The organism is Marinobacter sp. NSM (assembly GCF_052380025.1).
Taxonomy (GTDB): Bacteria; Pseudomonadota; Gammaproteobacteria; order Pseudomonadales; family Oleiphilaceae; genus Marinobacter.
Genome location: NZ_JBQTCK010000010.1, coordinates 15,969 through 38,907, shown reverse-complemented (window position 1 = coordinate 38,907; position 22,939 = coordinate 15,969). Strand labels below are relative to the sequence as shown.

Below are 22,939 nucleotides of genomic sequence, written 5' to 3'. Positions count from 1 at the left end.
GTCCCGCTCCATTCAGCCTGAGAAATCCATACCCGGGCCGTTCGCCTGCTGTAACTCGGGGCGCTCGCCCTGCCGTTGCAAGCGAATAGTGGTACGGCGATTATCCGCGTGCCGGCGGGAAACCGGGAACTGGTCACCGTGCCCACGCACAATCAGAAGGTCATCATCGATACCGCGGGATCGCAGATAGTCCGCCACCACATTCGCCCGCTCTTCGGACAGCGCCCGGTTATCGATGCGGCTGCCAACACTGTCTGAATGGCCGTCCACAAATATCCGCTCAACGGTGGAATCCGCCATTACGTAGGTCACGATGTTATCCAGCAGCTGCCTGTCGGTATCAGACAGGCTGGTACTGCCGCTGACAAACGGCACTCGGGAACGACGAATCTGGTCGTAGTTCACCGGCAGCAGGCTGGATACGCACTCCCGGTAGCCCGAGTACGGGCCTGAGAAATTAACGTTGGAAAGTTGGACCCGCACGGGCCGGTCATCATAACGGGCAGCTCGTGTGACGGTCGGGCGCATCCCCTGCAACAAGCCCTGAGTCATCAGCGTTGCCTCACGACTGCTGACCGTGACCGCCCTGGGCTGGTCAGAGACCGTTACCGAGCCGATGGCCCGGGGCGCCACGCCAGGACGCCAGGCTGGCGCTTCCACCACTAGCTGGCCGCGACCGGGGCGCATCACCGGGATCTCGGATTCCAGATAGAAACTCAACGCTTCGCCGGCCCGATGGCGGAAAACAGCCCTGCCGTATCCCGGTACCTCGTGTACCAGGGAACACTCAAACACAGATTCCGACAGGTACCACTGGCTGTTCTCAATGCCGGCACCGTAGCTTGTCGCCAAAACAGGCGTAGCTGCCACAGCAAGCAAAGCCGACACGCCTGCAGCTGCCAGCTTTTGATGAAGTAAATGGCGAAGCGAATAAGTCATTGTGAGAGCGCCTCGAAAACCGGGTCTGTTTCCAACATGACTGTTTAACGGCGTTCAAAATGATTACTTGAGCCACAAAGGGGCTGGATTAGCAAAAACATTCCCATCCGCCTTCTGATATAATCCACAAAATTTTTTTGGCTGCTTTGCGGATACCATCATGACCAAAACACTCACCATCACCCGCCCCGACGACTGGCACCTGCACGTGCGCGACGGTGCTGTACTGAACAGCGTGGTGCCGGCCACCGCCGCCTGCTTTGGCCGAGCGATCATCATGCCGAATCTGGTGCCACCGGTAACCGATGCGGCCGCAGCCATGGCTTATCGTGAGCGTATCCGGGCAGCTGCGGGCAGCACCGGCTTTGAACCGCTGATGACGCTGTACCTGACCGAAAGTATGACCCCCGAAACCATTCGGGAAGCCAAGGCCGCCGGCGTTGTCGCTGCCAAACTCTACCCGGCGGGCGCCACCACCAATTCCGAGTCCGGTGTTACCGATATCCGCAATATTTACCCGGTTCTTCAAGCCATGGCTGAGTGCGGCATGCTGCTTCTGGTTCACGGCGAAGTGACGGACGCCGACATTGATATCTTCGACCGGGAAAAAGTGTTTCTTGATCGGGTCCTGAGCCCAACCATCGAGGCCTTCCCAACCCTGAAAGTGGTGCTGGAGCACATCACCACGGCGGATTCCGCCGAGTTTGTGCGCGCCCATACCGGCGGCAACCTGGCCGCCACCGTGACGCCACAGCACCTGATGTACAACCGGAACCATATGCTGGTGGGAGGTATCCGCCCCCATCTGTATTGCCTGCCGATCCTGAAACGGAACAAGCATCAGCTGGCGCTGCGCGAAGCGGTTGCCAGCGGCGATCCTCGCTTCTTCCTAGGCACAGATTCCGCACCCCACGCCCGCGACAAAAAGGAAGCCGCCTGCGGCTGTGCCGGCTGCTATTCGGCCTACGGCGCCATTGGCCTGTACGCCGACGTCTTCGAGGAACTGGGCATTCTGGACAAGTTCGAGGCCTTTGCCAGTTTCAACGGCGCGGACTTCTATGGGCTGCCACGAAACACCGATACCATTACCCTGGTGCGGGAGCCCTGGACCATGCCAGAGCAACTGCCCCTGGCTGACGGCACCATCGTACCCTTGAAGGCCGGTGAAACCGTTCACTGGCGCATGGCGTAAGTCACTATCCATTCACAACGCGAACATCGGAGTTCGAGTGTCAGAAGAAAACAAGCCGCCACATCCTATGTCCCAACGCTTCCGTGGCTTCCTGCCTGTGGTTGTCGATGTTGAAACCGCCGGTTTCAATCCGGAGCGGGACGCCCTGCTGGAAATTGCCGCCGTCATACTGACCATGGACGACGATGGCTTGCTGCGCCGGGGGGAAACCCACGTACAGCAGATTGACCCCTTCGAAGGCGCCAACCTGGAGCAGTCTGCCCTGGACTTCACCGGCATCGACCCCTGGAACCCGGAACGTGAGGCAGTTCCTGAGCGGGAAGGCCTGAGCGAAATCTTCTCCCCGATCCGCAAAGCGGTGAAAGCCCACGACTGCAAGCGAGCGGTACTGGTCGGCCACAACGCCACCTTTGACCACAACTTTGTGTTTGCGGCTGCCTTGCGGGCCGACATCAAACGCAACCCGTTCCACCCCTTCTCCACCTTTGATACAGCAACTCTGGCTGGCCTGGCCTATGGCCATACGGTGCTGGCACAGGCTTGTAAACTGGCGGGCATCCCTTTCAGTAACAAGGAAGCCCACTCCGCAGCCTACGATGCAGAAAAAACCGCAGACCTGTTCTGCGGCATTGTGAACCGCTGGAAAGAGCTGGGCGGTTTTCCGCCGCCACTCATTGAGCCAGAGGAAGAAGCGACAAGCTAACTGCCAGAACCAAAAAAACCCGCCGAAGCGGGTTTTTTCTTGCCTGGAGACAGCTTACCAGTAGATGCCTCGCATAATGGCCGCGAACGCCACCTGCTCGGTCGATACCTTGGGTTTCTCACCAGACTTGCTACCAGCGGCAGACGGAGAATCCGGGAACATCCGGTAACCGGTGTTCATGATAATCTCACCCATCTTCGGCGCCAGGGCATGCAGAACCTGGGCAAAGACACCCAGGCGAGTCGCAATACGCTTCGGCCGGTAAACGATGGCATCCGCCACCATCTGCGCCGCTTCATCCGGTGACAGCGTGGGTACCGAATCGTAAATCTTGGTCGGCGCAATCATCGGCGTTTTCACCAACGGCATGTTGATGGTGGTGAACGTGACGTTGCGGTCAGACCACTCCGCCGCCGCACACCGGCTGAAGGCATCCAGCGCTGACTTGGACGCCACATAGGCCGAGAAACGTGGTGCGTTGGTCAGTACCCCAATGGACGAGATATTCACCACATGGCCACGGCGGCGCTCCAGCATAGCAGGCGCAAAGCCCATGATCAGACGCACTGAGCCGAAGTAGTTCAGCTGCATGGTGCGCTCGAAATCGTGGAAACGGTCAAACGACAAAGACAGCGAGCGTCGGATAGACCGGCCGGCATTATTCACCAGTACGTCTACATGGCCGTGATTATCCAGAACCGTCTTCACAAAGCGATCACAGTCTTCCATGTCGGAAAAATCGCACTGGTAGGCGTGGATATTACCGCCACGGGCTTCCAGATCGGCTGCCACTTCGTCCAGGGTTTCCTTGGTGCGGGCGCCAATCACCAGGATTGCACCGGCTTCCGCCAGCTTCTGGGCAGTTGCCAGACCAATACCGGAAGTGGCACCGGTGACAACACACACCTTGCCTTCCACTGTTCCCTTCAGGGTGCGGTCCTTGAACAGATCCGGGTCCAGGTTACGCTCCCAGTAGTCCCAGATCACAGGCGCATAGCTTGGCAGGCGCGGCACGTCGATGCCGGTGCCTTTCAGAGCCCTTTCAGTTTCACGGGCATCAAAACGGGTCGGATAGTTGATGAACGACATTACCGACGGCGGAATGCCCATATCATCCAGAACGGCACTGGCAATGCGCTTAACAGGCGGCAGATTCTTGATGCTCTGGCGAATGAACGGAGGAATAAAACCAAACATCCGGGAATCAATACGCATCCCCATCTTGGGAGCGTGGCCCGCCTCGCTGAAGATATTTAGGATTTCACCCACTTTGTAGGGATCAGAGTCCACCAGGTGGAAACACTTGCCGTCTTCCCCTTCAAGATGGGCAATGTGATCCATGGCGTTCACCACGAAATCGACCGGCACGATGTTCAGGCGGCCGCCCTCGATACCAATGGTCGGTACCCATTGTGGCAAGGCGTGGCGAATCTTCTGGATCATTTTGAAGAAGTAGTAAGGGCCGTCAACCTTGTCCATCTCGCCGGTTTCGGAATGGCCAATCACCATGCCGGGGCGATAGATACGGAACGGCACCTTGCATTCATCGCGCACCACTTTTTCGGACTCATGCTTGGTGCGCAGATAGGGGTGATCCAGCTTCTCGGCTTCCTCAAACATGTCTTCCCGGAAGGTGCCCTTGAACAGGCCTGCAGCCGCTATGGATGACACATGGTGGAAATGCTTGGCCGCCATGGCCTCAGCCGCCTGGACCGCCGCCCGGGTGCCCTCGATGTTGGTGGCCGCCTGGGACTCTTCATCGGCGCCCATGTCATAGACCGCCGCCAGATGAAAAAAGTGATCGACATTTCCCTTGAGGGATTTCAGGGTCTTGGCATCGATTCCGAGGTTCTTGCTGGTCAGATCACCAATGACCGCCTTTACCCGGGACTCATCCACACCCCACCGCTCGCGCAGTTTTTCGAGTTTGCCCTGAGACTGTTCACGTACTAGGACATACACGGTACCGCCTCGGGCGAGCAGCTTTTCAACCAGAAAGCGGCCGATAAACCCGGTACCGCCTGTCAGGAAATAATTCATAGGTACTCCATCCTGCCTGTTGCTCTGTTGTTGTCATTACACCAGCACGAGTAAGACTAAAGTCTTATCTGCATTCCATTGGCCGGCATTGTACTGAATTGCAACTTTCATGTATCGAACTTTTTTAGAGCTTTTACTCTGTAACCCTTTGTTTTTGTTAGAGCCTTTACTCTAAAAACCGGCCTTCCGCCTGGCAGAAAATGTCCCTGTTGCCGACACACTGAGTTTGAGATTAGCACAGTAACCACCTGCTGCGAGCCTTGCGACCACAATTACCGATGGGCAATGCAAGGCTCGCCCGGCAATGCGATAATCGGGAACTTACCGCGCCTGACGGCGTCACTAACTAGCCACGATCCTGAGAGTTACCAAACCAGCATGCAAAACGACAGCCCGAATACCGAACGCTACATCGCCATCGCCCGCGCCTGCCTGAAGGCCATCAACGACACCGCCGCTAACAGTGGTAGTCGGGAGGAGAAAATCCAGGCGGTCTATCAGGCGATCGACAAAGCCTTCCAGGCGGAGTTTTCCGAGTATCGGCAATCCGTTGCCATCATGGCGACCGTACTTGAACGTATCGCTTCGGGCGAACTGGACGCCGACAAAGCCGCCAGCCTTGCCCGCAAAACCCTGGACCAGCAACCCGCTGGCACCCAATCCGGGATCATGCACTGAGCAAAACCCCCACTTTGACCGGACAGAAGAGGCACCATGACAGCTGACCGCCCCGTGTTCCAGAACCTGTACCGTTTCCAGTTTGTTTTGTTATTTTTACTTGGCAGTGTGCTGCTCAGCCCTCTGGCTGTTGCCGGCGCATCGCCGACCAAAAGCCCCAACGACCCTAACGAATACCGGTTTCTGGAACTGGACAATGGCCTGCGGGTGATTCTGGCCTCAGACCCCGAAGCCGACAAAGCTGCCGCCTCAATGAATGTCGCCGTTGGCAGCGGCAACGACCCCGCCGACCGCGAGGGTCTGGCACACTTCCTGGAACATATGCTGTTCCTGGGAACCGAGAAGTATCCGGACCCGGGCGAGTACCAGCAGTTCATTCGCAGCCATGGCGGCAGTCATAACGCCTTTACCGCATTTGCCGACACCAACTATTTTTTTGATGTCGAGGCAGAATTCCTTGAGCCGGCCTTAGACCGCTTCGCCCAGCAGTTCTCCCACCCGCTGTTCACACCGGAGCTAGTCGACCGGGAACGTAACGCCGTGCACTCGGAGTACACCGCCAAGCTCAAGGAAGATGGCCGCCGGTTCCTGTCTGTTCTGAAGGCCGGGGGCAACCCCGATCACGCCTTCAATCAGTTTGCCGTCGGTAACCTGACAACCCTGGAAAACACTGAAGAGAATCCCCTGAGACCAGACCTGATCCAGTTCTGGCAGGACCAGTATTCCGCCAACATCATGACACTGGCAGTTTACGGCCCGCAGCCCCTCGACCAGTTAGAACAGATGGTCCGGGAACGCTTTATCGCCATCGAAAACCGGGACCTGACGGCCAAGACACACCCACAGCCGCTGTACGTTGAGAGCAGATTGCCCGAACGCATTACTGCTGAAAGCCTGCGAGATTCCCGCAGCATGACGCTGTCGTTCCCGATCCCATCGCAGCGGGACAATTACCGGACCAAACCGGCATCCTATGTGGCCAATCTACTGGGCCACGAGGGCCCCGGCAGCCTGTTTGACACCCTTAAACAGGCGGGTCTCGTGGAGTCGTTGTCCGCCGGGCTGGGAATGGATACCGGGGATCATGCCACGCTGGATATCCGTATGTCTCTCACGCGCGAAGGCCTTGAACGGCAGGACGAGATCATCGCGCTGGCGTTTCGGTACATCGATAAGGTCCGGCAATCCGGAATCAACGAAGACCGCTTCGAGGAAATGAAACAGCTTGCGGTGATTGACTTCCGGTTTCGCGAGCGTAGTGAGCCGATGCGCGAGGCCATGCGCCTATCCAGCCTGTTACGGGACTATCCACCGGAAGATCTGTTGAGCGCGCCTTGGCTAATGGATCGTTACGCTCCGGAACAGTACAAAGCGCTTCTGGAACGCCTGACACCCGATAACCTCAAAGTCTGGGTGTCTGCCCCCAACCGGAATTTCGAAGCGCCACAATTTACGCAGTGGTATCAGACACCCTGGCAGAGAGCGCCGCTCAGCGTCGAAAGTGAAGTAGAGTCCACGCTGGCTGAGCGCCTGGCCCTGCCCGCCGCCAATCCCTTTGTTCCGGAAAACCTGGAGCTGGTACCCGGAAACACCATGGCCCAGCCAGTGCTGCTGGACGAACTGGATGGCCTGGCTGTCTGGTACGCCAGGGACACCCAGTTCAACACGCCCAAAGCCAACCTGTTTATCAGCCTGCGCACTCCGCAGGCGAGATCCTCTGCCCGCAACGAGGTGCTAACCCAATTGCTGGTGGATGCCATCGATACCAACCTGAACGCCTGGGCCTATTCCGCGCGGCTGGCCGGACTGGACTACAGTATTTACCCACATCTTCGGGGTGTGACCATCCGGGTGGGTGGCTATAACGACAAGCTCTACAAGTTGGTGAACCGGATTCTGCTGGAATTTGCAGATCCCAAGTTTACTGAGCAGCGTTTCGACGTTGCCCGGCAGAGACTGATTGATGGTCTTGAGAACAAAGCCAAAGACCGGCCGGTTCAGCAAACCTCGGAATTCATTCAAACGGCTCTCATTGATGGCACCTTTCCGGTACCGGATAAACTCGCTGCCGCGCGTGAAGTCACTCTGGACGAACTGGAAGCCTTTGGCGCCCGCCTGGTAGCACAAACAGACCCGGTAATGCTGGCCCACGGCAACCTGACGGAGGCAACGACACTGAATATGGCACGGCAGGTTCAGGCCATGGTATTAAACAATCGGGAGCGCACCACGGTCGACCGCTCGCAGATGCGCCAGCTGCCGCAGGGACAAACCCTGGCGACGCTGAACCTGGAACATCCGGATACTGGCTATACGCTGTACTTGCAGGGGCGCGACACCTCCTATGAGGAGCGGGCAAGGTTCCGCCTGCTGGCGCAGATTCTGAGCAGTCCCTTCTATGAGGACATCCGTACCAACCGCCAGCTGGGCTACATCGTTTATGCCACCGCTTTCGAGATACTGGAAACACCGGCCCTGGGGCTGGTTGTGCAATCTCCGGAAGCAACGGCTGAAGCTATTGACCAGGCGGTGATGGAATTCGCTGAAGGGTACGCAGACCGATTGGCAGAGTTAACGTCCGAGCGACTGGCTCGGGAGAAACAAGCGGTGATCAGCCAGTTGCTTCAGCGAGACCGGCAGTTAGGTGAGGTTTCGGGTCGTTACTGGCGGGAAATCGACCGGGGGAACACCGCCTTCGACAGCCGGGAGCGCCTGGCGGACGCCATTCAAAAAGTCACCCGGGATCAGCTGAAAACGACCTTCCGCAACGCCATGATAGAGCGCCAAAGGGCACTGCTGGTGGTTACGGGCGATGATGGCGAGAACAGCCGGTCCGTTCTTGACCAACTGCGCCAGCGGGATGCCGTGCCAGCCCGAGTTGAACGTTAACGTTCGCCAACCATACGCCGGAAGCGCTGCCAGTCTTCCGGCTCATCAACATCCCAGCGGGGTTCCAGCAGGTAAACGCTGAGCCCCGCAGCCTCCATCCTCTGCAGGGTTTGCTGCATAACTTCTGGCGTACCCCAGGCAATACCTTCCAGCGCACCGGGCGCCAGCCTGCGAGCACCGATTAACACGTAACCACCATCATCCGACGGGCCAAGCACAACATCGTAATGCTCCAGAGCCGCTACCGCGGAGCGCACATAACCGGGGTCGACCGAAGGACAATCACTGCCAATCACCACGGCCCGGTGATGAGATGCAATACCCTGGCCCAATGCCCTGGCCATTCGCTCCCCCAGATCGCCACCTTGCTGAAAAGACTGGGGCAATTTGGCTGCTTCGATATTGGCCAGCAAGGGAGCAGCTTCTTCAGGCGGCTGATCCAACGGACGATCCCACCAGAAGCTAACGTCATAGCCCGTGGCACACAGATTATCCAGTACCTCCAGACTCAGGGTGATATGAGCCTGTAGCGCGCCCTCAATACCGAGGGCCGGAATTAACCGGGTTTTCACCCGGCCCGCCTGCGGCCACTTGGCAAACTGCATGAGAACCGCCGGTGATTGATCAGTGTTTTGCATGGCGCACGTTCCTCCGCCAAAGGGCCGCCAGGGTTTCGGGGCTGTCACCCCGCCAATAACGCCAACGCAGGCGCCACATCAGCACAATTGTGGGCCACACACCGCCCTGCTCCCAGCGCCGGCTGTCGGTAATTACCGGCGACGAAATACAGTAAGGGCGTGCCACCAGTTTCAGGCGTTTGGACAACTCCACGTCTTCCATCAATGGCATGGCGCGATAGCCACCCAACGCCTCGAACACGTCCCGACGCACGAAAATACCCTGATCTCCCGTGCAAACGCCGGTGAGCCGGGAGCGCCGGTTCATAAACCAGGCAATCACAGAAAACATGGTGTGCCGGCCGCTCAGACGAACATCAAATCGCCCCCAGGGGCGACCAAGGCGCTGGCTTTCACTGAATTGCTCGAGGGCATCGGGGGGCAGGCGCGTATCCGAATGCAGGAATAGAATCAGGTCGCCACGGGCAACGGCAGCGCCCGCGTTCATTTGCACTGCCCGCCCCGGTTCAGATACCAGCAACCGGTCACATAACGGGCGCGCCAGGTCAGCCGTGTTATCGGGGCTGCCGCCGTCTACCACAATCACTTCGTGGCCGGCCTGGCGGATGGGCTGTAGCCTCTGCAAAGATTCTTCAATGCCGGCCGCCTCCCGCCAAACGGGCACGACCACACTTAAAGACAAAGCAATCCGGGTATTGGCATCCATAAAAGCGACAGACCAAGAGAACAAGTCCCAACCATAACCGGACACCCCTTGAGCCACAAGCCCTTGCCGGCTATCATACCGCCTCTTCTGAAACGCCCCCGTAGCTCATCTGGATAGAGCGTCCCCCTCCTAAGGGGAAGGTAGCAGGTTCGAGTCCTGCCGGGGGTACCAAACAACCTTATTCAAGTGTTGTTATTACCCTCGTCCACTGAACACTCTTGCAACCTGAGAGAGAAGGTCAACCGCCCCTAGCAGGGTGCCCGGGAAACGCCCCTGATTGACTTGACCCTTCGGTACCCGGCAATCCCCAGCAAACCCGCAAGCAACAGTAATAGACTAGAAGGCTCGGGGACCTTGGCCGGCGCAATCTTTTTAAGGCGACCTGTCAGCCAGTAGTAGTCCCCAGAGTCCCGATTGCCAGCGTGCGCACCCTCAAACGGTGCGGTTAGGTGCAGGTTGTCGAAAATATCCTTACCGGCCTCGAGGTAAAACAGGTCAAGAAAAAGGAAAAACTCAAAGTTATCCACCACAAAGGGTTCGAATCCGTTCTCGTAAAGGGCGTCGGTATCGGATATTGGTTGGTCATACATCAACGGCACAAGCCCAGTCCAACTGAACGTGATCGGGTCACTGGTAAACTGAACAGAAACCAGGCCACGCAGCACCGAATCAACCTCGATGATCGCGGTGGCATTATGACTCTCGTATGGGTTCATAATGGGGTGGTCGTAGCTGTAGGTGATTAGCGCGGCGTTTGCGGCCGGCGCCAAACAGGCAAGCACAATAGTCAGTAGATTGTTCACGCGTTCAGTCCCTCGATTTACCTATGATCCATCAGGGTAATTTAAAGCAATTATCGAACCATGGCACGTATCACTGGGTTTTCAAACGACCAGCAAAACGGCGCACTACTCACATGCAAAATATTCTGACACCGAGAATTTGGAGCGCTCACGCATTGCTGCGTCCAGTTTGGGGTTACAATGCCGCCTACCCTGTCACCACCGGAATCCACCGAATGGCCCGCTTTAACGAAATTGGCACCGCAACCATCCCTGGCAATGGCACCCGCTTGCGCCTGCTGCAGCGCAATGACGAGTTTTCCATCAAGATCGCCGGGGCGCCTGGTGAACTGATGAACAGCCGGTTGCATGGTTCTGAAGATGCCCTGGCCACGCTGGCCTGTGAACGCCTGAGCCATCTGCCAGAGCCGCGGATCCTGATTGGCGGGCTGGGGATGGGTTTTACCCTGGCGGCGGCATTGGCATCAACCGGTGAAAAATCGCGGGTGACCGTGGCGGAGCTGGTCCCGGAGGTTGAAACATGGAACCGTGAGCCCCTGGGCTCAGCGGCCGGCTATCCGCTGAACGATGCCCGAGCCCAAGTGCACATAGGCGACGTAGCAGAACTTCTGAAGCAGGGTGATGGCAACTGGGATGCCATTTTGCTGGATGTCGATAACGGCCCGGAGGGCCTAACCCGCAAGGAAAACAACTGGATCTACTCACCCGAAGGCATTGCCGCTGCCCAGAAATCCCTGAGCAGGGACGGCATTCTGGCCTATTGGTCCGCGGGCCCGGAACACGCTTTCACCGAACGGCTGCGCCGGGCTGGCTTCTCGGTCGAGCCAGTCGTTGTGCGCGCCCTGCGCCCCGGCAAAGGCGCACGCCACACCATCTGGCTGGCCTGGTAATTTGGGGTCAGACCCCAGAACATTTGACCGCTTCAAGTGTCTTGGGGTCTGACCCAAAAAATTTATTGCAGCACTCGGGAGCGCCTGGCCGGAACAAACCACAGGCAAACCCGCGTCATCCAGCGTAACAGCAACAGGAACGGCAGCAGAATCAGGAACCAGCCGGGTACCTGTACCATCCACGGTGGCACACCGAGCACCTTGGCAGCGCCGGCGAACAGGTCGTTCAGCACCAGCGGGTGTCGAACGGCCACATAGGCCAGGGCAGCCACGGCGGGCCATTTGGCGTGACTAACCATAACCGAAGCCATGCGCCCGGCCCGGGCAAGGCGGGTGCTGTAAGCCGCTGAACGGGCAGTGACGGTAGAAGCCCGCGCCGTAGTAGCTGCCGCCCTGCCTGCTTTCAGAAACTTCACTGCACTGCCGATAACAATGGCATCCACGGCGGCCCAGCCCATATCGCTGGCACGAATGGGCTGATCGGTCCGATAACGGGATTCCAGGGTGCGAATGCCGCTGGTAAAGAACTGGGTCACGCCTTCGGTGATGCGATCGGTCCAGATCCACTCGATATTCCCGTCCGGGCCCACCACAAACTGACTGGTAAAATCCTGCCCTTCCTTGTTGGCAAAATTGACGGCATACCAGGCGCGCTGTTCGGGTGTGAGGGTTTGGCGGGTTCCGGCCACGCGATTCATCAGCTCTATCGATCTGACCGGGTTCTGGTAAAAATGGATAACCGGAGGTATCAGATACTCACCGTGGGCTTTGAGGGCATCCTGGAACTCGGGTTCCTCCCCGAATAACTCCATCAGCCACCTGGTGTGTTCCGGATACACCTGGAGCGCCGCCTGGGCCTTCAACAGCAGCAGGCGGTCGTCCCGATAATCAAGCAGCAGAGCCTGCACCGGCAGTGGCTCGGCAAGCACGGCCGAACGGGCGCCGAATACATCCTGGGCATGCAGGCGTACCAGCCGCTCTTCCACCGGTTGCGGCTGAAACCGAACCGCTACCAGGATGGCAATAACCAGCGCAATCAGCGCCAGCCAGAGCACGCTCCGGCGGCGGTGGGTTCTGAACAGCACAGGCTCTTGCATCGAGTACTCCCGGCGATCTGAAAGGTTTTAGTCTACACGGAACGCCGGCACCATAGGAGTCATGCACAGCTAGGCGCTGTCCCTTCAAGGAACACAGGAGAGTGCAAGCCATTTGACCCGTAGCAGTTAATTACATAAAAGTACCGCAATCCGCTTTACGGTTTGCAAGAAACGGATACCATAGCCTCAGGTAGTGCTTTCCGGACCCGTCTTGATGGATATTTTTGAGCAGAAACGCCGCATCATCATCACCGCCATTGTTGCCGTGGTTATGACGGGCATCATTATTGCCGCAGTGGTTTCTGCTCCGCTGATCAACCAGATTCACACCCAGGCGGCACAGACAGCTGGGGGCGTTGCAGACGCGAAAGCAGAGAACGTCAGAGCAGTTTTTGATCAGCACCAGGACCTGGCCCGCCAGACCGCCAGCCGGTCAGAACTGGCAAAGGTGCTGGGCCAATACGCCAAAGGCGAGGTTTCGGCCGGTGTGGTGCACACTTTTTCCCGCCCGAAACTGCAAGACGCAGCGCAAATCATAGAAGACCTTGCAGTATTAATCCGATACGACGCTGCCGGCAACGAACTGGTCAGGGTCGGGCCCTGGGCCAATGATCTACCTGCGGGTATCCCTCTTTCCGACACCCTGGACATCAATACTTTCGCGCTGGTGTCCGGCGAAACCAGCAGCCCGCTGCTGCAGGCGGCAAGCCCAATACTGGCAGATGGACGGGTGGTAGGTTATGACCAGCTTCTGTTCTCGCCAGACTCACTGACGCGGGTCTTCCAGAGTCAGCCGGATTCATCACTTTGTCTGCTCGACAACCGGAGAACAAAGCGCATTATCCTGAACCCAAAGACGGATCAGATCGAGCTGACGGCCCCTGAGGGCTGCCTGGCCGTCAGGCAGGGAGTGTCCACCCGAGACCGCTCCGGTGCTTTCCGGGCAAGGCTTGACGATGGTTCCAGAGTGCTCACGTTCCACCGGCCACTGGCGGGTTATGGCTGGGAACTGCACATGTACTCCCGAACCTCACGGGTTTTCGCCGACGTCATCGTCGATATCATGATCAGTATTCTGGCTATCCTTATGCTCTCTGCTCTTGCAGGGTTGCTGGTCTGGAGGTCACTGAAACCGATAGTCGGCGCGATGGTAAAGCAAACGTCTCAGATCGCCCGTTCCACCGAAGAGCTGCGGCTGGCCTACCAGGTGTTCGAACACACTCATGAGGCGATTCTGATCACCGATGCAAACTTTATGATCGTTCGAGCCAACCCTGCCTTTTCCGACATTACCGGTGAAGAAAACAGGGCGTTACATCGCAAGCTACTGACAGACTTTCTGGACAGTCAGAAAGGGAGAGGTGTTGTTCTGGAGGAGATTCGGAAACAGCTGATCACGGTGAACGCCTGGCAAGGTGAGGTCTGGCTGAAGGGCCATCAGGGCCTCACCATTCCCAACCTGATGACGGTGTCACCGGTCAAAAACAAAAATGGCCAGATCCGGCAACTGGTGCTGACATTCAGTAATATCACGGAGCGGGTACAGGCCGAGAAACAGATGATCCGGCTTGCCCATTACGATGAACTGACCGGCCTGCCTAACCGGGTGGCACTTGAGAACCACCTGGAGCAGGCCATTCAGCAGGCGCGCCGGGATAACAGCCATTTTGCCCTGATGTTCCTGGATCTGGATAAGTTCAAGCCAGTGAATGATAACTATGGCCATCAGGTGGGTGACGAGCTGCTACGCAATGTTGGCAAGCGTCTGAAACACTGCATTCGCAGTGGCGATGTGGTGGGCCGGCGAGGCGGCGACGAGTTTGTGGTGATTACCGGGCCGCTGCATGGCGATGATGACGCCAAGCCTATTGCCGACAAAATCGTCGCCGTGCTTAACGAAGCCTTCCACATTCAGGAGCACAACATTCAGATAGGCGCCTCGGTGGGCGTTGCGCTCTATCCGGATGATGGCATGGCGGCCGAGGACCTCCTGAAACAAGCGGACGCCGCCATGTATCGGGTTAAAACCAGTGGCCGTAACGCCGTGGCCTACGCCTGAAGCCGCTCAGGCCTGCTCATATTCCTGCACCAGCTGGCCGAGAAAATACAGACCTGCAGAACTAAGAAAATACCGCCCGGCACCGGCCCGGAACACCAGATTTCGCTTCTCCAGGTAATCCAGAGCTTCAGCGAGGCCCTTCTCGAACCGGGCCGCCCGGAGAATGTCCTGGTACTCGTCGTCTCCGGCCATGGCTTTAAGGTCCTGCTCATTCAGGCCTGCGTCTGCACGCCCCAGATAATCCAGGTCCCTCCCGCTGCGGGCAAAGTAACGCCCAATTATCAACAGCGCCACCTGCACCCTGAACGCATTCTCATCGTGCTCTTCACTTTCGTCGTCACTGCTCTCCTTCAGGAAGAAAAATGCGCCGGTTTCATTGAACACAAGTTCACTACCCAGATGTTCGTAAAAGGTGCGGAAGTGGGACAAGTGGTTGTACAACAGGTTGTATAGCGGATTGGCCCGTAGCTCCGAGCGGTTGTTGTCCCACACATCCCGCACGACCACCCGGCCGGCCTGAAACTCCCGGTAAATGGCGGTGCTGTGGGCGGGCAGGATCTGCTCGAAGCTGCCGACTGGCGCTGCGCTCAGGCTATTTTCCGTCTCGGTCATGTCAGCAAAATCAGGCATGGCTTGGCTCTTGTTTGATATCGGTTACGCCGGGTTCAAGCCGGCGTTTTCGGTAGACGAATTGCTCGCTGCCCGGTGCCTGTTCAAGGGTACGGAAGCGGTTGGTGGTGACCACCTGCATTCCCTCAGGTGGCGAATTCACCAGCCGGTTCAGGGCTGCCAGCAAATCCGGAAAACGGTAGCCGGGAATGAAACCATCCAGGCGCCCGTGCAGCTCCCGCACAAGGTCTGCCGTGGGCCGCAGCTCCAGCGTTTCGAGCCACTGGTAAAGCTGGTTGATGCGCTGAACATCGATCCGACTGTGGCGACCGCTGCCATCCACTTCCTGCAGTACCGGCACTTCCGCTTTGCGGCGCAAATCCGTCAGGCGCAGATCCAGTTCGCTGAACAACAGCTGGTAGTAGCTGGACGACTGGCCAAAGGCATAATGCTTCGGCCGCTGTTGTGCCCGCAGGCCCACCAAGAACCCGGTGCTGCGGGCAAACTCCCCACCTTCCAGCCACTTGCGGCGCAGGCTGAGGGTTTCGGTATCCCCCTTGAGCGCTCGCAGCTTGCCATAGAAGTGCTCCATGGCATTGTACTGGGCCATGCCCCGGCGGGTCTTGCGCAGGAAGTGCTCCACCTCCTGGGCCACTGCCTGAATGGGTTTATAGAGCGCATTCAGGCTGAGGGACGAGCGGAATATCTGGTCCGCCAGGCTGTGATTGTCGTTGGTCTCCAGCAACCGCACCATAGCCTCCAGGGTTTCGAACAAATTGCTGCCATCGGGCAGCCGGGTGTCCGGATTCAGGAAGACCAGGGTGGGTTTGATGTGCCGGTCGTAAAGAGTCACGATCTGCTCAAACAGGTTCTGGCGAAATTCCAGGTACTTTTCCGGTGCCCGGCTGGCATCACCAGACAAGTCCGCCAGCTGGGCACTGATGGTTTGCATACGCAGCACGTTCTGACGCAACAGGCCGATGAGCTGGCTCACCCGTTCGTTCAGGTCGTCCCGCAGTTCGGTGTAATCCGGGTCTGCTTCACTGAAACTGCTGATTTCCAGACGATTACGCACATCCCTCAGGGTCACCAGGTGGCCCCGCAGGCGGGCGTCGGTCAGCTCCTGGTAGAGCGAGGCGTTACAGGCGCGCATCAGGTTGATCAGGGCGTCCTGGAACACCAGCCGGCGCTCGCCGTCGGCTTTGATGATGTCTATGATCAGGCCGCTACGGAACAGGTTCTCGGTGTTCAGGGCCAGCCGGACCCGCTCCCGGTCGGCCTTGCCCAGATTAGCGGTATAGTCCATCACCTCGGCCACCAGGTCGCTCTCACGAATGTAGCGGGCCTCATTCCGGTCCATGCGTTCGATCATCCGGAACAGGATCTTCGGGTGCTCGAACAGCAGCCGAGTGGTATCCAGGGTGCTGAAGCGTTTACTCATCCACCGGCTCCAGCAGGCTGTTCTGGGTCTGGTCCGCCCAGTGCTTCAAGGCTTCACCACCGGTAAACCCCTCTGCGCCGCCCCAGAACACCAGCGTACGCTGGGGGCTGTATGGCCGCGCGGTGCGCATCTGCCCCACTTCCAGGTGCCGACCAATCAGGTAGATGACTTCGGCACTGGCACTGTGGGTGGCGGCAGAGAAAAGATTGAAGCCCTGCTTGCGAAGTCGTTCCAGCAGTGACGGCATCTGGCTGATGTCCACACTGGCCAGTTCGTCCAGCACCATGGGGAACGACAGTTGCACCCCCGGGTACAGCACCCGCTTGAACAGCCGGTACACCAGTTCCAGGTTGATCAGTGCAGTGGTGGAGGTGGACTGGCCTTTCTTGTCCAGGTTGGCGGCGTTTTCCTTGCGGGTTCGGTAGGAAATGCCGGTGATCACCCTGTCCATGGTCAGGCGCTTGCTGCCGCCCTGCTCCCCGAAAAAGTCCGCCACAAACACCCGCAGGCGGTCGTAGAAAGCATCGGACTGCAGCTGGTTGCCGTAGGGGTCGATGTTGTTGGCTTCTTCCACCAGGTTGCGGAATTTCGGATCGGTGTGGATATCCACCCGAATTTCCACCAGGTCGTTGATGCGAACGCCGTCCAGCTCCCGATTGAGTTGGGCTTCAAAGCGCACAATGTGTTCGTGGTTGGATTTCAGCGCCTGACGGTAGCTGGCCACGGTCTCGTTGTGGATGGCAATCTGCTCCTCCAGCACCTGCCAGCGCTCCGCCATACCGGCGAACAGGTCCGCCAGGCTCTTGAAGGTGTCGCGAATGACCGACGACGCCGGGCTGTCTTTCTGCAATTCGCCTTCGGTGTCTTCGTGGATGCCCAGATAAATAAACTGGCGCAGGTGATCAAGTATGTTGCGGCGCCGTTCTTCCAGATCGTCCAGCTGGGTTTGCAGGTCGTCAAAGGCAGCAGCCGAGACTTTCTCAATGGCCAGTGGCTGTTCCGCTTCCACCGTTTTCAGGTGCGGGAAGCGGTGTTCAACGGTGCCCACGCTGCGGCTCAGGCCCGCCAGCTCCCGCTCCCGTTCTTCGATGCGATCTTTCTCAGCCTTGGCCTTGGCCGCTTTCTGTTGCACCGCGTCCTGTTTTTCCTGTTCCAGCCGGGCTTGCTCGTCCAGTTTGGCGAGTTCTTCTTCCGCCGCCTGCTTTTCTTCAGCAGCGTCTTTCAGGGCAGTAGCCGCCGCCGGATAGCGCTGTAGCGTTTCCAGGTCTTTCTCAATAGCGCGGATTTCTTTTTCCGTGCGCTCAATCAGCCGGGGCCGGTCGTGCTCCTGATTAGCGGTGTCTGCGAGCTCTGAACGTTCCCGTTCAAGGCTGTTCAGTTCACTTTCAATGTGATGCCGCTGTTCGGCAAAGTTGGTTTGGCGAGCGGGTTGGCTTTGGTATTCAGTGTCAAACCAGTCGAAGCCCCGGTCATTGGGTATAAACAATCGGGCGAAGGCTTCAATAGTGGACTTGCTGTCCGCATCCAGGTCCTGACCCGGACTGGCCATCATCAACCGGGGATCGACAGCGCGAAGCGGCGCGGCGGTTGCTTCGTCCAGCTGATTCTGCAACTGCCACTGCTGCTTGCTTTCCCGGTCTCTCAGACTTTCTAGCTGTCGTTCAAGGTCCAGCTTCTTGCGCTGAATCTGTTCCAACCGAATCTCCGCCTGAGCGGCACTTTTCAGGGCGGCCAGGTGCCCGCGCTTGCCCTCAAGCTCCTCTTTCTGGATCTCGGCGATTTCCTGCAGGGTCATCTCGCCGTATTGCGAGACCAGCAGTTCACCGTCTTTCTGGTTCTGCTCGGACTGTTTGATGCGCCGGTCAGCGGAGCGGATCTCGCCTTTCAGGCCGCTGGTTTCCTGCTCCAGTTTCTTCAGGGCTTGCAGTACGTGGCGCAGAGTGTCGTTCTGTTCGTTAAACGCGTCCAGCGCCACCCGCCGTTTGGCGCCAATGTCCGCCAGGGCACTGGCCACGCCGTCCCGGAAGGCCGCGAAATCGTGCTGGCTGCGTAGTAGGGTCTGGTAGGCCTGGTAGTCCCGGTTCAGCTTTTCAAACCTTGGCCGCTCTTTCTCGATGCTGTTGAGCTGGGTTTGCTGCTGTTTTAACTGTTCGTGACGGTTGAGAAAATCATCAATATTGAAGTCGAAGGCATCGTCGGCAAACTTCTTGTCCGCCTCGATGATGCTGGCCACCGCATTGGCCATGGCCTGGTCGTCGGCCTTCATTTCGAACAGCAGCAGGATCAAGGTGCGCAGGGACTGCACCCGGCGCTCGTCCGACTCACCCAGGGGCAGAACAGAATAACGCACCGCATCGGCGTTCATCAGTTCGCTGCTGTAGAGCATGGATTTGAGCTTCGCCGGGTCGTTCACCAGCCTGGTGTCTTTGGACAGCTTCTTCAGCGCTTCCGATAGCCGGCTGAACGACAGCTCCGGCACCGCCTGGCCAATGCCGTCTTCATCGTCGCCGTTCCAGAACAGCGGCCGCAGCTGGTCGTAGCTCACGGGTATAAAGGCACGGCCATAGCTGAGCTGGCTGGCGTTGTCGCGATACAGAATCTGGCAATGGGTACCCGCCGGGTTCTCCGCCTCCATGATCAGGAAGCTGAACTGGCTGGGGAAATAGTGCTGGTAGCTTTCTTCGTTGGTATAGAAGCTACCTGCGCTGGCGTTGCGGAAGGCGAATTTCTTGCGGCTGTTCTTGAAGTTGTTTTCCGGCAACAGGAACAGACGCAGGGAATTGAGCAGGCTGGATTTACCCAGGTTGCCCGGCCCAAGAATCAGGCCATGGTTATCCACCGGAATTTCCACGTAACAGAAGCCGGCGGAATCCACCAGCACCAGGCGGCGAATGCCGAAGTTAAAGGTGCTTGCGCTCGCCTGTGAATCACTCATCCAGAATCATCTCCTGTTCCATGAATTTGCCGGTGGCTCGAAAGGCCTGCGCCAGCGACACAAACCCAAGATCTTCCGCCAGCATGATGGCCTTTGTAAACCTTTCGGTGGCGTCCGGGGTTTTGCGGAAACGACTCAGCCAGGGTTGCCAGTCAGTCGGCTGCAGATAGCAAGCTTTTTCACCCAACGCCGATCGCATCGATGCCAACATCTGCAGGCCGCCGGCATCATAATCAAAGGCGCAGACCACCTCATCGTAACCGGCCAGCCAGTTCAAATCCGCAGCACGGGTGATCCGATTGCCGCCACCGAGCACCACATCGCAATTTGCGAGTTCCATAGGCCTACCAAGGCAGTCACTGGCATAGGCCAGCATCTGGCGGTAATGGTAAAAATTCTGCTCATTTTCCACCACCAGCACCCGGGGCGCTGGCCGAAAACCGATATCCACCGAATCTCCGGTAATCACCACCGAATCCGGCCGGTTGCCTGTCAGGGCGCGATGATACACCAGCAGTAAACTCACCTCGGTGCCGTGGCGGTGGGAATCGCCCTTCTTCGCCGCATCTACCCTGCTAACGGGCGCAGCCGCCTGTCGCTGTAACACCGCAAACGCAGCTTCATCCAGAATGGTTACCTGCCAGCGATTGGCACTAACCTTCTCCGTTGCGAACAGCTCCCGATGCCGCCGACGCAGGGCATCCGGCAGCTTCTTTAAAAAGGCCTCGTAGTTGATGGCCCGGCCTTTAAGGATTTTCTCGAGGTAATCGTTCAATGGCCCACCTGTTCCCGCCTTGGTAAACTTGCTGGAAAGTTTACAACCCGAGGCAGATTATGTCCCTGAAGTACCGCGTGATTCCCGTCACTCCCTTTGAACAAAACTGCACTCTGCTCTGGTGTACCGAAACCAACAAGGCAGCGGTGGTGGACCCGGGCGGCGACCTGGATCGCATTCGGGCGGCGGTGGAAGCCGAGGGCGTCACTTTGGAGAAGATCCTGCTTACCCACGCCCACATCGACCACGCCGGCGGCACGGCAGAGCTGGCCAAGTCGGCCGGGTTGCCGATTGAGGGGCCCCATAAGGACGACAACTTCTGGATTCAGGGCCTGGCCATGCAGGCGCAAATGTTCGGGTTCCCGGCGCCAGAAGTGTTCACGCCTGATCGCTGGCTGGAAGACGGCGACACGGTAACGGTGGGTAATGAAACCCTGGAAGTACTGCATACCCCAGGCCACACCCCTGGCCATGTGGTGTTCTTCCATCGCGGCTCAAGACTGGCCCAGGTGGGTGACGTGCTGTTCAATGGCTCTATCGGCCGAACGGATTTCCCGAAAGGCGACTACAACACCCTGATTCATTCCATCCGGGAAAAGCTGTTCCCCCTGGGGGATGACGTGAACTTCATCTGCGGCCACGGCCCCATGTCCACCTTCGGCCAGGAACGAGCCACTAATCCGTTTGTATCCGATCACCGGGGCTGAGCGCCCCGGTGCCCGCGGCCGGAATCATTGTTGCGACAACCGGAACTGCTCGATGGTCTTACGCAGGGTTTCGGCCATGGCCAGGAGGTCACCGGCAATGCGGGCGGTTTCCTGGGCGTCGCTGGAGGTCTGCTCCGCCGAACGGCTGATTTCAATCACGTTGTGATTGATGGATTCCGACACATCGCTCTGTTCGTTGGCCGCGCTTTCCATTTCTTCATTCAGGCCAGTGATTTCGCGCACCGCCGCAGCGATAGTCTGCAATTCTGTTTCCACTTTCAGAATTGATTCCACCTGATGCTGCGCCAGTTCGGAGGCATGGCGCATGGTGCCCACGCAATCCACCACCTCTTTCCTCAGGCCGTCAATGGTGTGGCGAATCTCCTCTGTGGACGCCTGGGTACGCGACGCCAGTGCACGCACTTCATCAGCCACCACCGCAAATCCACGACCCTGTTCACCGGCACGGGCGGCTTCGATGGCGGCGTTCAGGGCCAGCAGGTTGGTTTGATCTGCAATCTCGGAAATCAACTCCAGCCGGGTTGCCATCTCGGTGGTGCGTTGGTCCAGTTGCTCGATTCGGTGAGCACCGTTCTGCACCTCGGTATTGAGGGTTTCGATACCTGTCACGGCGTTGTGGGCCAGCTGTTCACCGGTCTCCGCTGCCTTTGCTGTGTCTGCAGATTTGCGAGCAGTATTGACCGCGTTCTCCCGCACCTGCACCGCAGACGCCGCCATTTCCGTGGTGGCACTGGCCACCTGGTCCGTGTTGTCCCGTTGAGCGAGAACCTCGCGTTCCGTGGTTTCCGCCTTGCCGGCAATGGTCCGTGCCGCTGATTCAACCTGGGCAGCATTGTCCATGACCGTATTCATGCTTTCCCGAATCTTCGCCACCATTCGGTTAAAGGCCCTGGACAGTGAACCGATTTCATCGTTGCGTGTAACCTCCAGTTCAATGGAGAGGTCTGAGTTCCTGGAGATTTCATCCATCCGGTCATGGAGCCTGCGCAACCGGGAGAACACCAGCCGCCCCAGAACCAGCGCGGTCAGGAAGAAAATCACCACAAAAATGACCACCTGAACACCACCACCCACCAGCAACTGCTGCTGCAGGCGGGCGTCGCTTTGGGCCAGGGAATAATCCACCCGGATGGCACCGAGAATCTCGCCCTCCTTAGCCTGGTGGCAGCCAAGGCAATTCACCCCCTGATAGTCTGCCTGGGCAATAACCGGCTCAATCAGGGTATAAACCCGGCCCTGGTCATTTGCCGAGTAAAGCTCCACCCGCTCGCCACGCAGTGCCCGCATATCCTCAGGTTCGCGACGCCGCTCCTCCGCATTACCCGCGCCGTACATCGCGTTCAACTGATCACTGCGCACCACCCGGATGTCCAGAACATCTTCGGATGCCTTGGCCCTATCACGCAGTACATCCCGATTGTTGATGGTGCCTGTCACCATCATGGTGTTGAGCCCGTCAAAGTAGGATTTTGCCAGCCCGTCTACATATTTGTGGCTGAACTCCTCAAGATGCGCGCGCTGCGACTGGGCGCTGTAAACAACGGTGAACGCAAGAATGATGGAAAACGCCACGGCCAGGGCCGACAGCAGCAAAAAGCGGATCGGGTGTTGTTTTTTCATGGTACCCCGGCAGCGGAAGATCAACTGAACAACCACCTGTTATGACGGCAGTTTCGGGCATAACTTTATAGACATACGTCAATTTTTATATGACCCAGATCAGCCCGATGCCATCCCTATGACACTCGTTGCAAAGTTTTACATTTCCACGCAAGTACAGACTGCCAAACCTCAAGAACAACCTGGCCCAAAACCTG

Annotated in this window: 18 protein-coding genes and 1 tRNA gene; 8 read left to right on the top strand and 11 right to left on the bottom strand. The window is 58.1% G+C overall.

Annotated features, from left to right (window positions below):
• Positions 1–12: 12 nt before the first annotated feature.
• Positions 13–939 carry a flagellar protein MotY gene (locus ACTZWX_RS16595; RefSeq protein WP_058090225.1) on the bottom strand — a complete coding sequence of 309 codons (927 nt, stop codon included), beginning with the start codon at positions 937–939 and terminating at the stop codon, positions 13–15.
• Between the two features lie 160 nt (positions 940–1,099).
• Between ACTZWX_RS16595 and pyrC the strand changes: the two genes are divergently transcribed.
• A complete protein-coding gene (gene pyrC, locus ACTZWX_RS16590; protein WP_444714852.1) occupies positions 1,100–2,131 on the top strand; it encodes a dihydroorotase in 1,032 nt (343 codons plus the stop codon).
• 37 nt (positions 2,132–2,168) lie between these two features.
• The gene (gene rnt, locus ACTZWX_RS16585; protein WP_072676981.1) at positions 2,169–2,834 is read left to right on the top strand and encodes a ribonuclease T; all 666 of its coding nucleotides are present in this window, start codon (positions 2,169–2,171) and stop codon (positions 2,832–2,834) included.
• 54 nt (positions 2,835–2,888) lie between these two features.
• Here rnt and ACTZWX_RS16580 read toward each other — a convergent pair whose 3' ends face one another.
• Positions 2,889–4,874, bottom strand: a complete 1,986-nt coding sequence (locus ACTZWX_RS16580) for an SDR family oxidoreductase (RefSeq protein WP_286921694.1) — start codon at positions 4,872–4,874, stop codon at positions 2,889–2,891.
• 378 nt (positions 4,875–5,252) lie between these two features.
• On the opposite strand from ACTZWX_RS16580, the gene ACTZWX_RS16575 reads away from it, so the two are divergent.
• Complete coding sequence (locus tag ACTZWX_RS16575) at positions 5,253–5,552, top strand: hypothetical protein (RefSeq protein WP_061333122.1); 300 nt, start codon at positions 5,253–5,255, stop codon at positions 5,550–5,552.
• Positions 5,553–5,588: 36 nt separating this feature from the next.
• A complete protein-coding gene (locus ACTZWX_RS16570) occupies positions 5,589–8,441 on the top strand; it encodes an insulinase family protein (RefSeq protein WP_444714851.1) in 2,853 nt (950 codons plus the stop codon).
• On the opposite strand, the gene ACTZWX_RS16565 is transcribed toward ACTZWX_RS16570, so the two are convergent.
• Together ACTZWX_RS16565 and ACTZWX_RS16560 are read right to left on the bottom strand one after the other, a co-directional pair.
• A complete protein-coding gene (locus ACTZWX_RS16565) occupies positions 8,438–9,079 on the bottom strand; it encodes a TIGR04282 family arsenosugar biosynthesis glycosyltransferase (protein WP_444714850.1) in 642 nt (213 codons plus the stop codon). The two genes, ACTZWX_RS16570 and ACTZWX_RS16565, sit on opposite strands and share 4 nt — an antisense overlap.
• Positions 9,066–9,809, bottom strand: a complete 744-nt coding sequence (locus ACTZWX_RS16560) for a TIGR04283 family arsenosugar biosynthesis glycosyltransferase (protein ID WP_444714849.1) — start codon at positions 9,807–9,809, stop codon at positions 9,066–9,068. Before ACTZWX_RS16560 ends, ACTZWX_RS16565 begins: the two co-directional genes overlap by 14 nt.
• A 70-nt stretch (positions 9,810–9,879) precedes the next feature.
• Here ACTZWX_RS16560 and ACTZWX_RS16555 point away from each other — a divergent pair.
• Positions 9,880–9,956, top strand: a tRNA-Arg gene (locus ACTZWX_RS16555).
• A 77-nt stretch (positions 9,957–10,033) separates the two neighbouring features.
• Here the strand turns inward: ACTZWX_RS16555 and ACTZWX_RS16550 are convergent.
• Complete coding sequence (locus tag ACTZWX_RS16550; protein ID WP_444714848.1) at positions 10,034–10,588, bottom strand: PEP-CTERM sorting domain-containing protein; 555 nt, start codon at positions 10,586–10,588, stop codon at positions 10,034–10,036.
• Between the two features lie 215 nt (positions 10,589–10,803).
• Between ACTZWX_RS16550 and ACTZWX_RS16545 the strand changes: the two genes are divergently transcribed.
• Positions 10,804–11,478 carry a spermidine synthase gene (locus ACTZWX_RS16545; RefSeq protein WP_444714847.1) on the top strand — a complete coding sequence of 225 codons (675 nt, stop codon included), beginning with the start codon at positions 10,804–10,806 and terminating at the stop codon, positions 11,476–11,478.
• A gap of 62 nt (positions 11,479–11,540) precedes the next feature.
• Here ACTZWX_RS16545 and ACTZWX_RS16540 read toward each other — a convergent pair whose 3' ends face one another.
• On the bottom strand, positions 11,541–12,575 hold the full coding sequence (locus ACTZWX_RS16540; RefSeq protein ID WP_444714846.1) for a hypothetical protein: 1,035 nt from the start codon (positions 12,573–12,575) through the stop codon (positions 11,541–11,543).
• A 214-nt stretch (positions 12,576–12,789) separates the two neighbouring features.
• Between ACTZWX_RS16540 and ACTZWX_RS16535 the strand changes: the two genes are divergently transcribed.
• Complete coding sequence (locus ACTZWX_RS16535; protein WP_444714845.1) at positions 12,790–14,634, top strand: diguanylate cyclase domain-containing protein; 1,845 nt, start codon at positions 12,790–12,792, stop codon at positions 14,632–14,634.
• Positions 14,635–14,640: 6 nt separating this feature from the next.
• On the opposite strand, the gene ACTZWX_RS16530 is transcribed toward ACTZWX_RS16535, so the two are convergent.
• From ACTZWX_RS16530 to ACTZWX_RS16515, 4 genes are read right to left on the bottom strand one after another with little or no spacing between them, the layout of a single operon-like run.
• On the bottom strand, positions 14,641–15,264 hold the full coding sequence (locus tag ACTZWX_RS16530) for a condensin complex protein MksE (protein ID WP_444714844.1): 624 nt from the start codon (positions 15,262–15,264) through the stop codon (positions 14,641–14,643).
• On the bottom strand, positions 15,257–16,684 hold the full coding sequence (locus ACTZWX_RS16525) for a hypothetical protein (protein WP_444714843.1): 1,428 nt from the start codon (positions 16,682–16,684) through the stop codon (positions 15,257–15,259). Before ACTZWX_RS16525 ends, ACTZWX_RS16530 begins: the two co-directional genes overlap by 8 nt.
• On the bottom strand, positions 16,677–19,619 hold the full coding sequence (locus ACTZWX_RS16520; RefSeq protein ID WP_444714842.1) for a hypothetical protein: 2,943 nt from the start codon (positions 19,617–19,619) through the stop codon (positions 16,677–16,679). The genes ACTZWX_RS16525 and ACTZWX_RS16520 overlap by 8 nt, the downstream gene beginning before the upstream one ends.
• Positions 19,612–20,394: a Wadjet anti-phage system protein JetD domain-containing protein gene (locus ACTZWX_RS16515; RefSeq protein WP_444714841.1), complete on the bottom strand. Its 783-nt coding sequence runs from the start codon at positions 20,392–20,394 to the stop codon at positions 19,612–19,614. The genes ACTZWX_RS16520 and ACTZWX_RS16515 overlap by 8 nt, the downstream gene beginning before the upstream one ends.
• Before the next feature lie 59 nt (positions 20,395–20,453).
• Here ACTZWX_RS16515 and ACTZWX_RS16510 point away from each other — a divergent pair, with 59 nt between their 5' ends.
• Positions 20,454–21,101 (top strand): MBL fold metallo-hydrolase, encoded by a 648-nt coding sequence (locus ACTZWX_RS16510; protein ID WP_152438518.1) that lies wholly within the window; start codon positions 20,454–20,456, stop codon positions 21,099–21,101.
• 24 nt (positions 21,102–21,125) lie between these two features.
• Here ACTZWX_RS16510 and ACTZWX_RS16505 read toward each other — a convergent pair whose 3' ends face one another.
• Positions 21,126–22,742 carry a methyl-accepting chemotaxis protein gene (locus ACTZWX_RS16505; protein WP_444714840.1) on the bottom strand — a complete coding sequence of 539 codons (1,617 nt, stop codon included), beginning with the start codon at positions 22,740–22,742 and terminating at the stop codon, positions 21,126–21,128.
• Between the last annotated feature and the right edge of the window lie 197 nt (positions 22,743–22,939).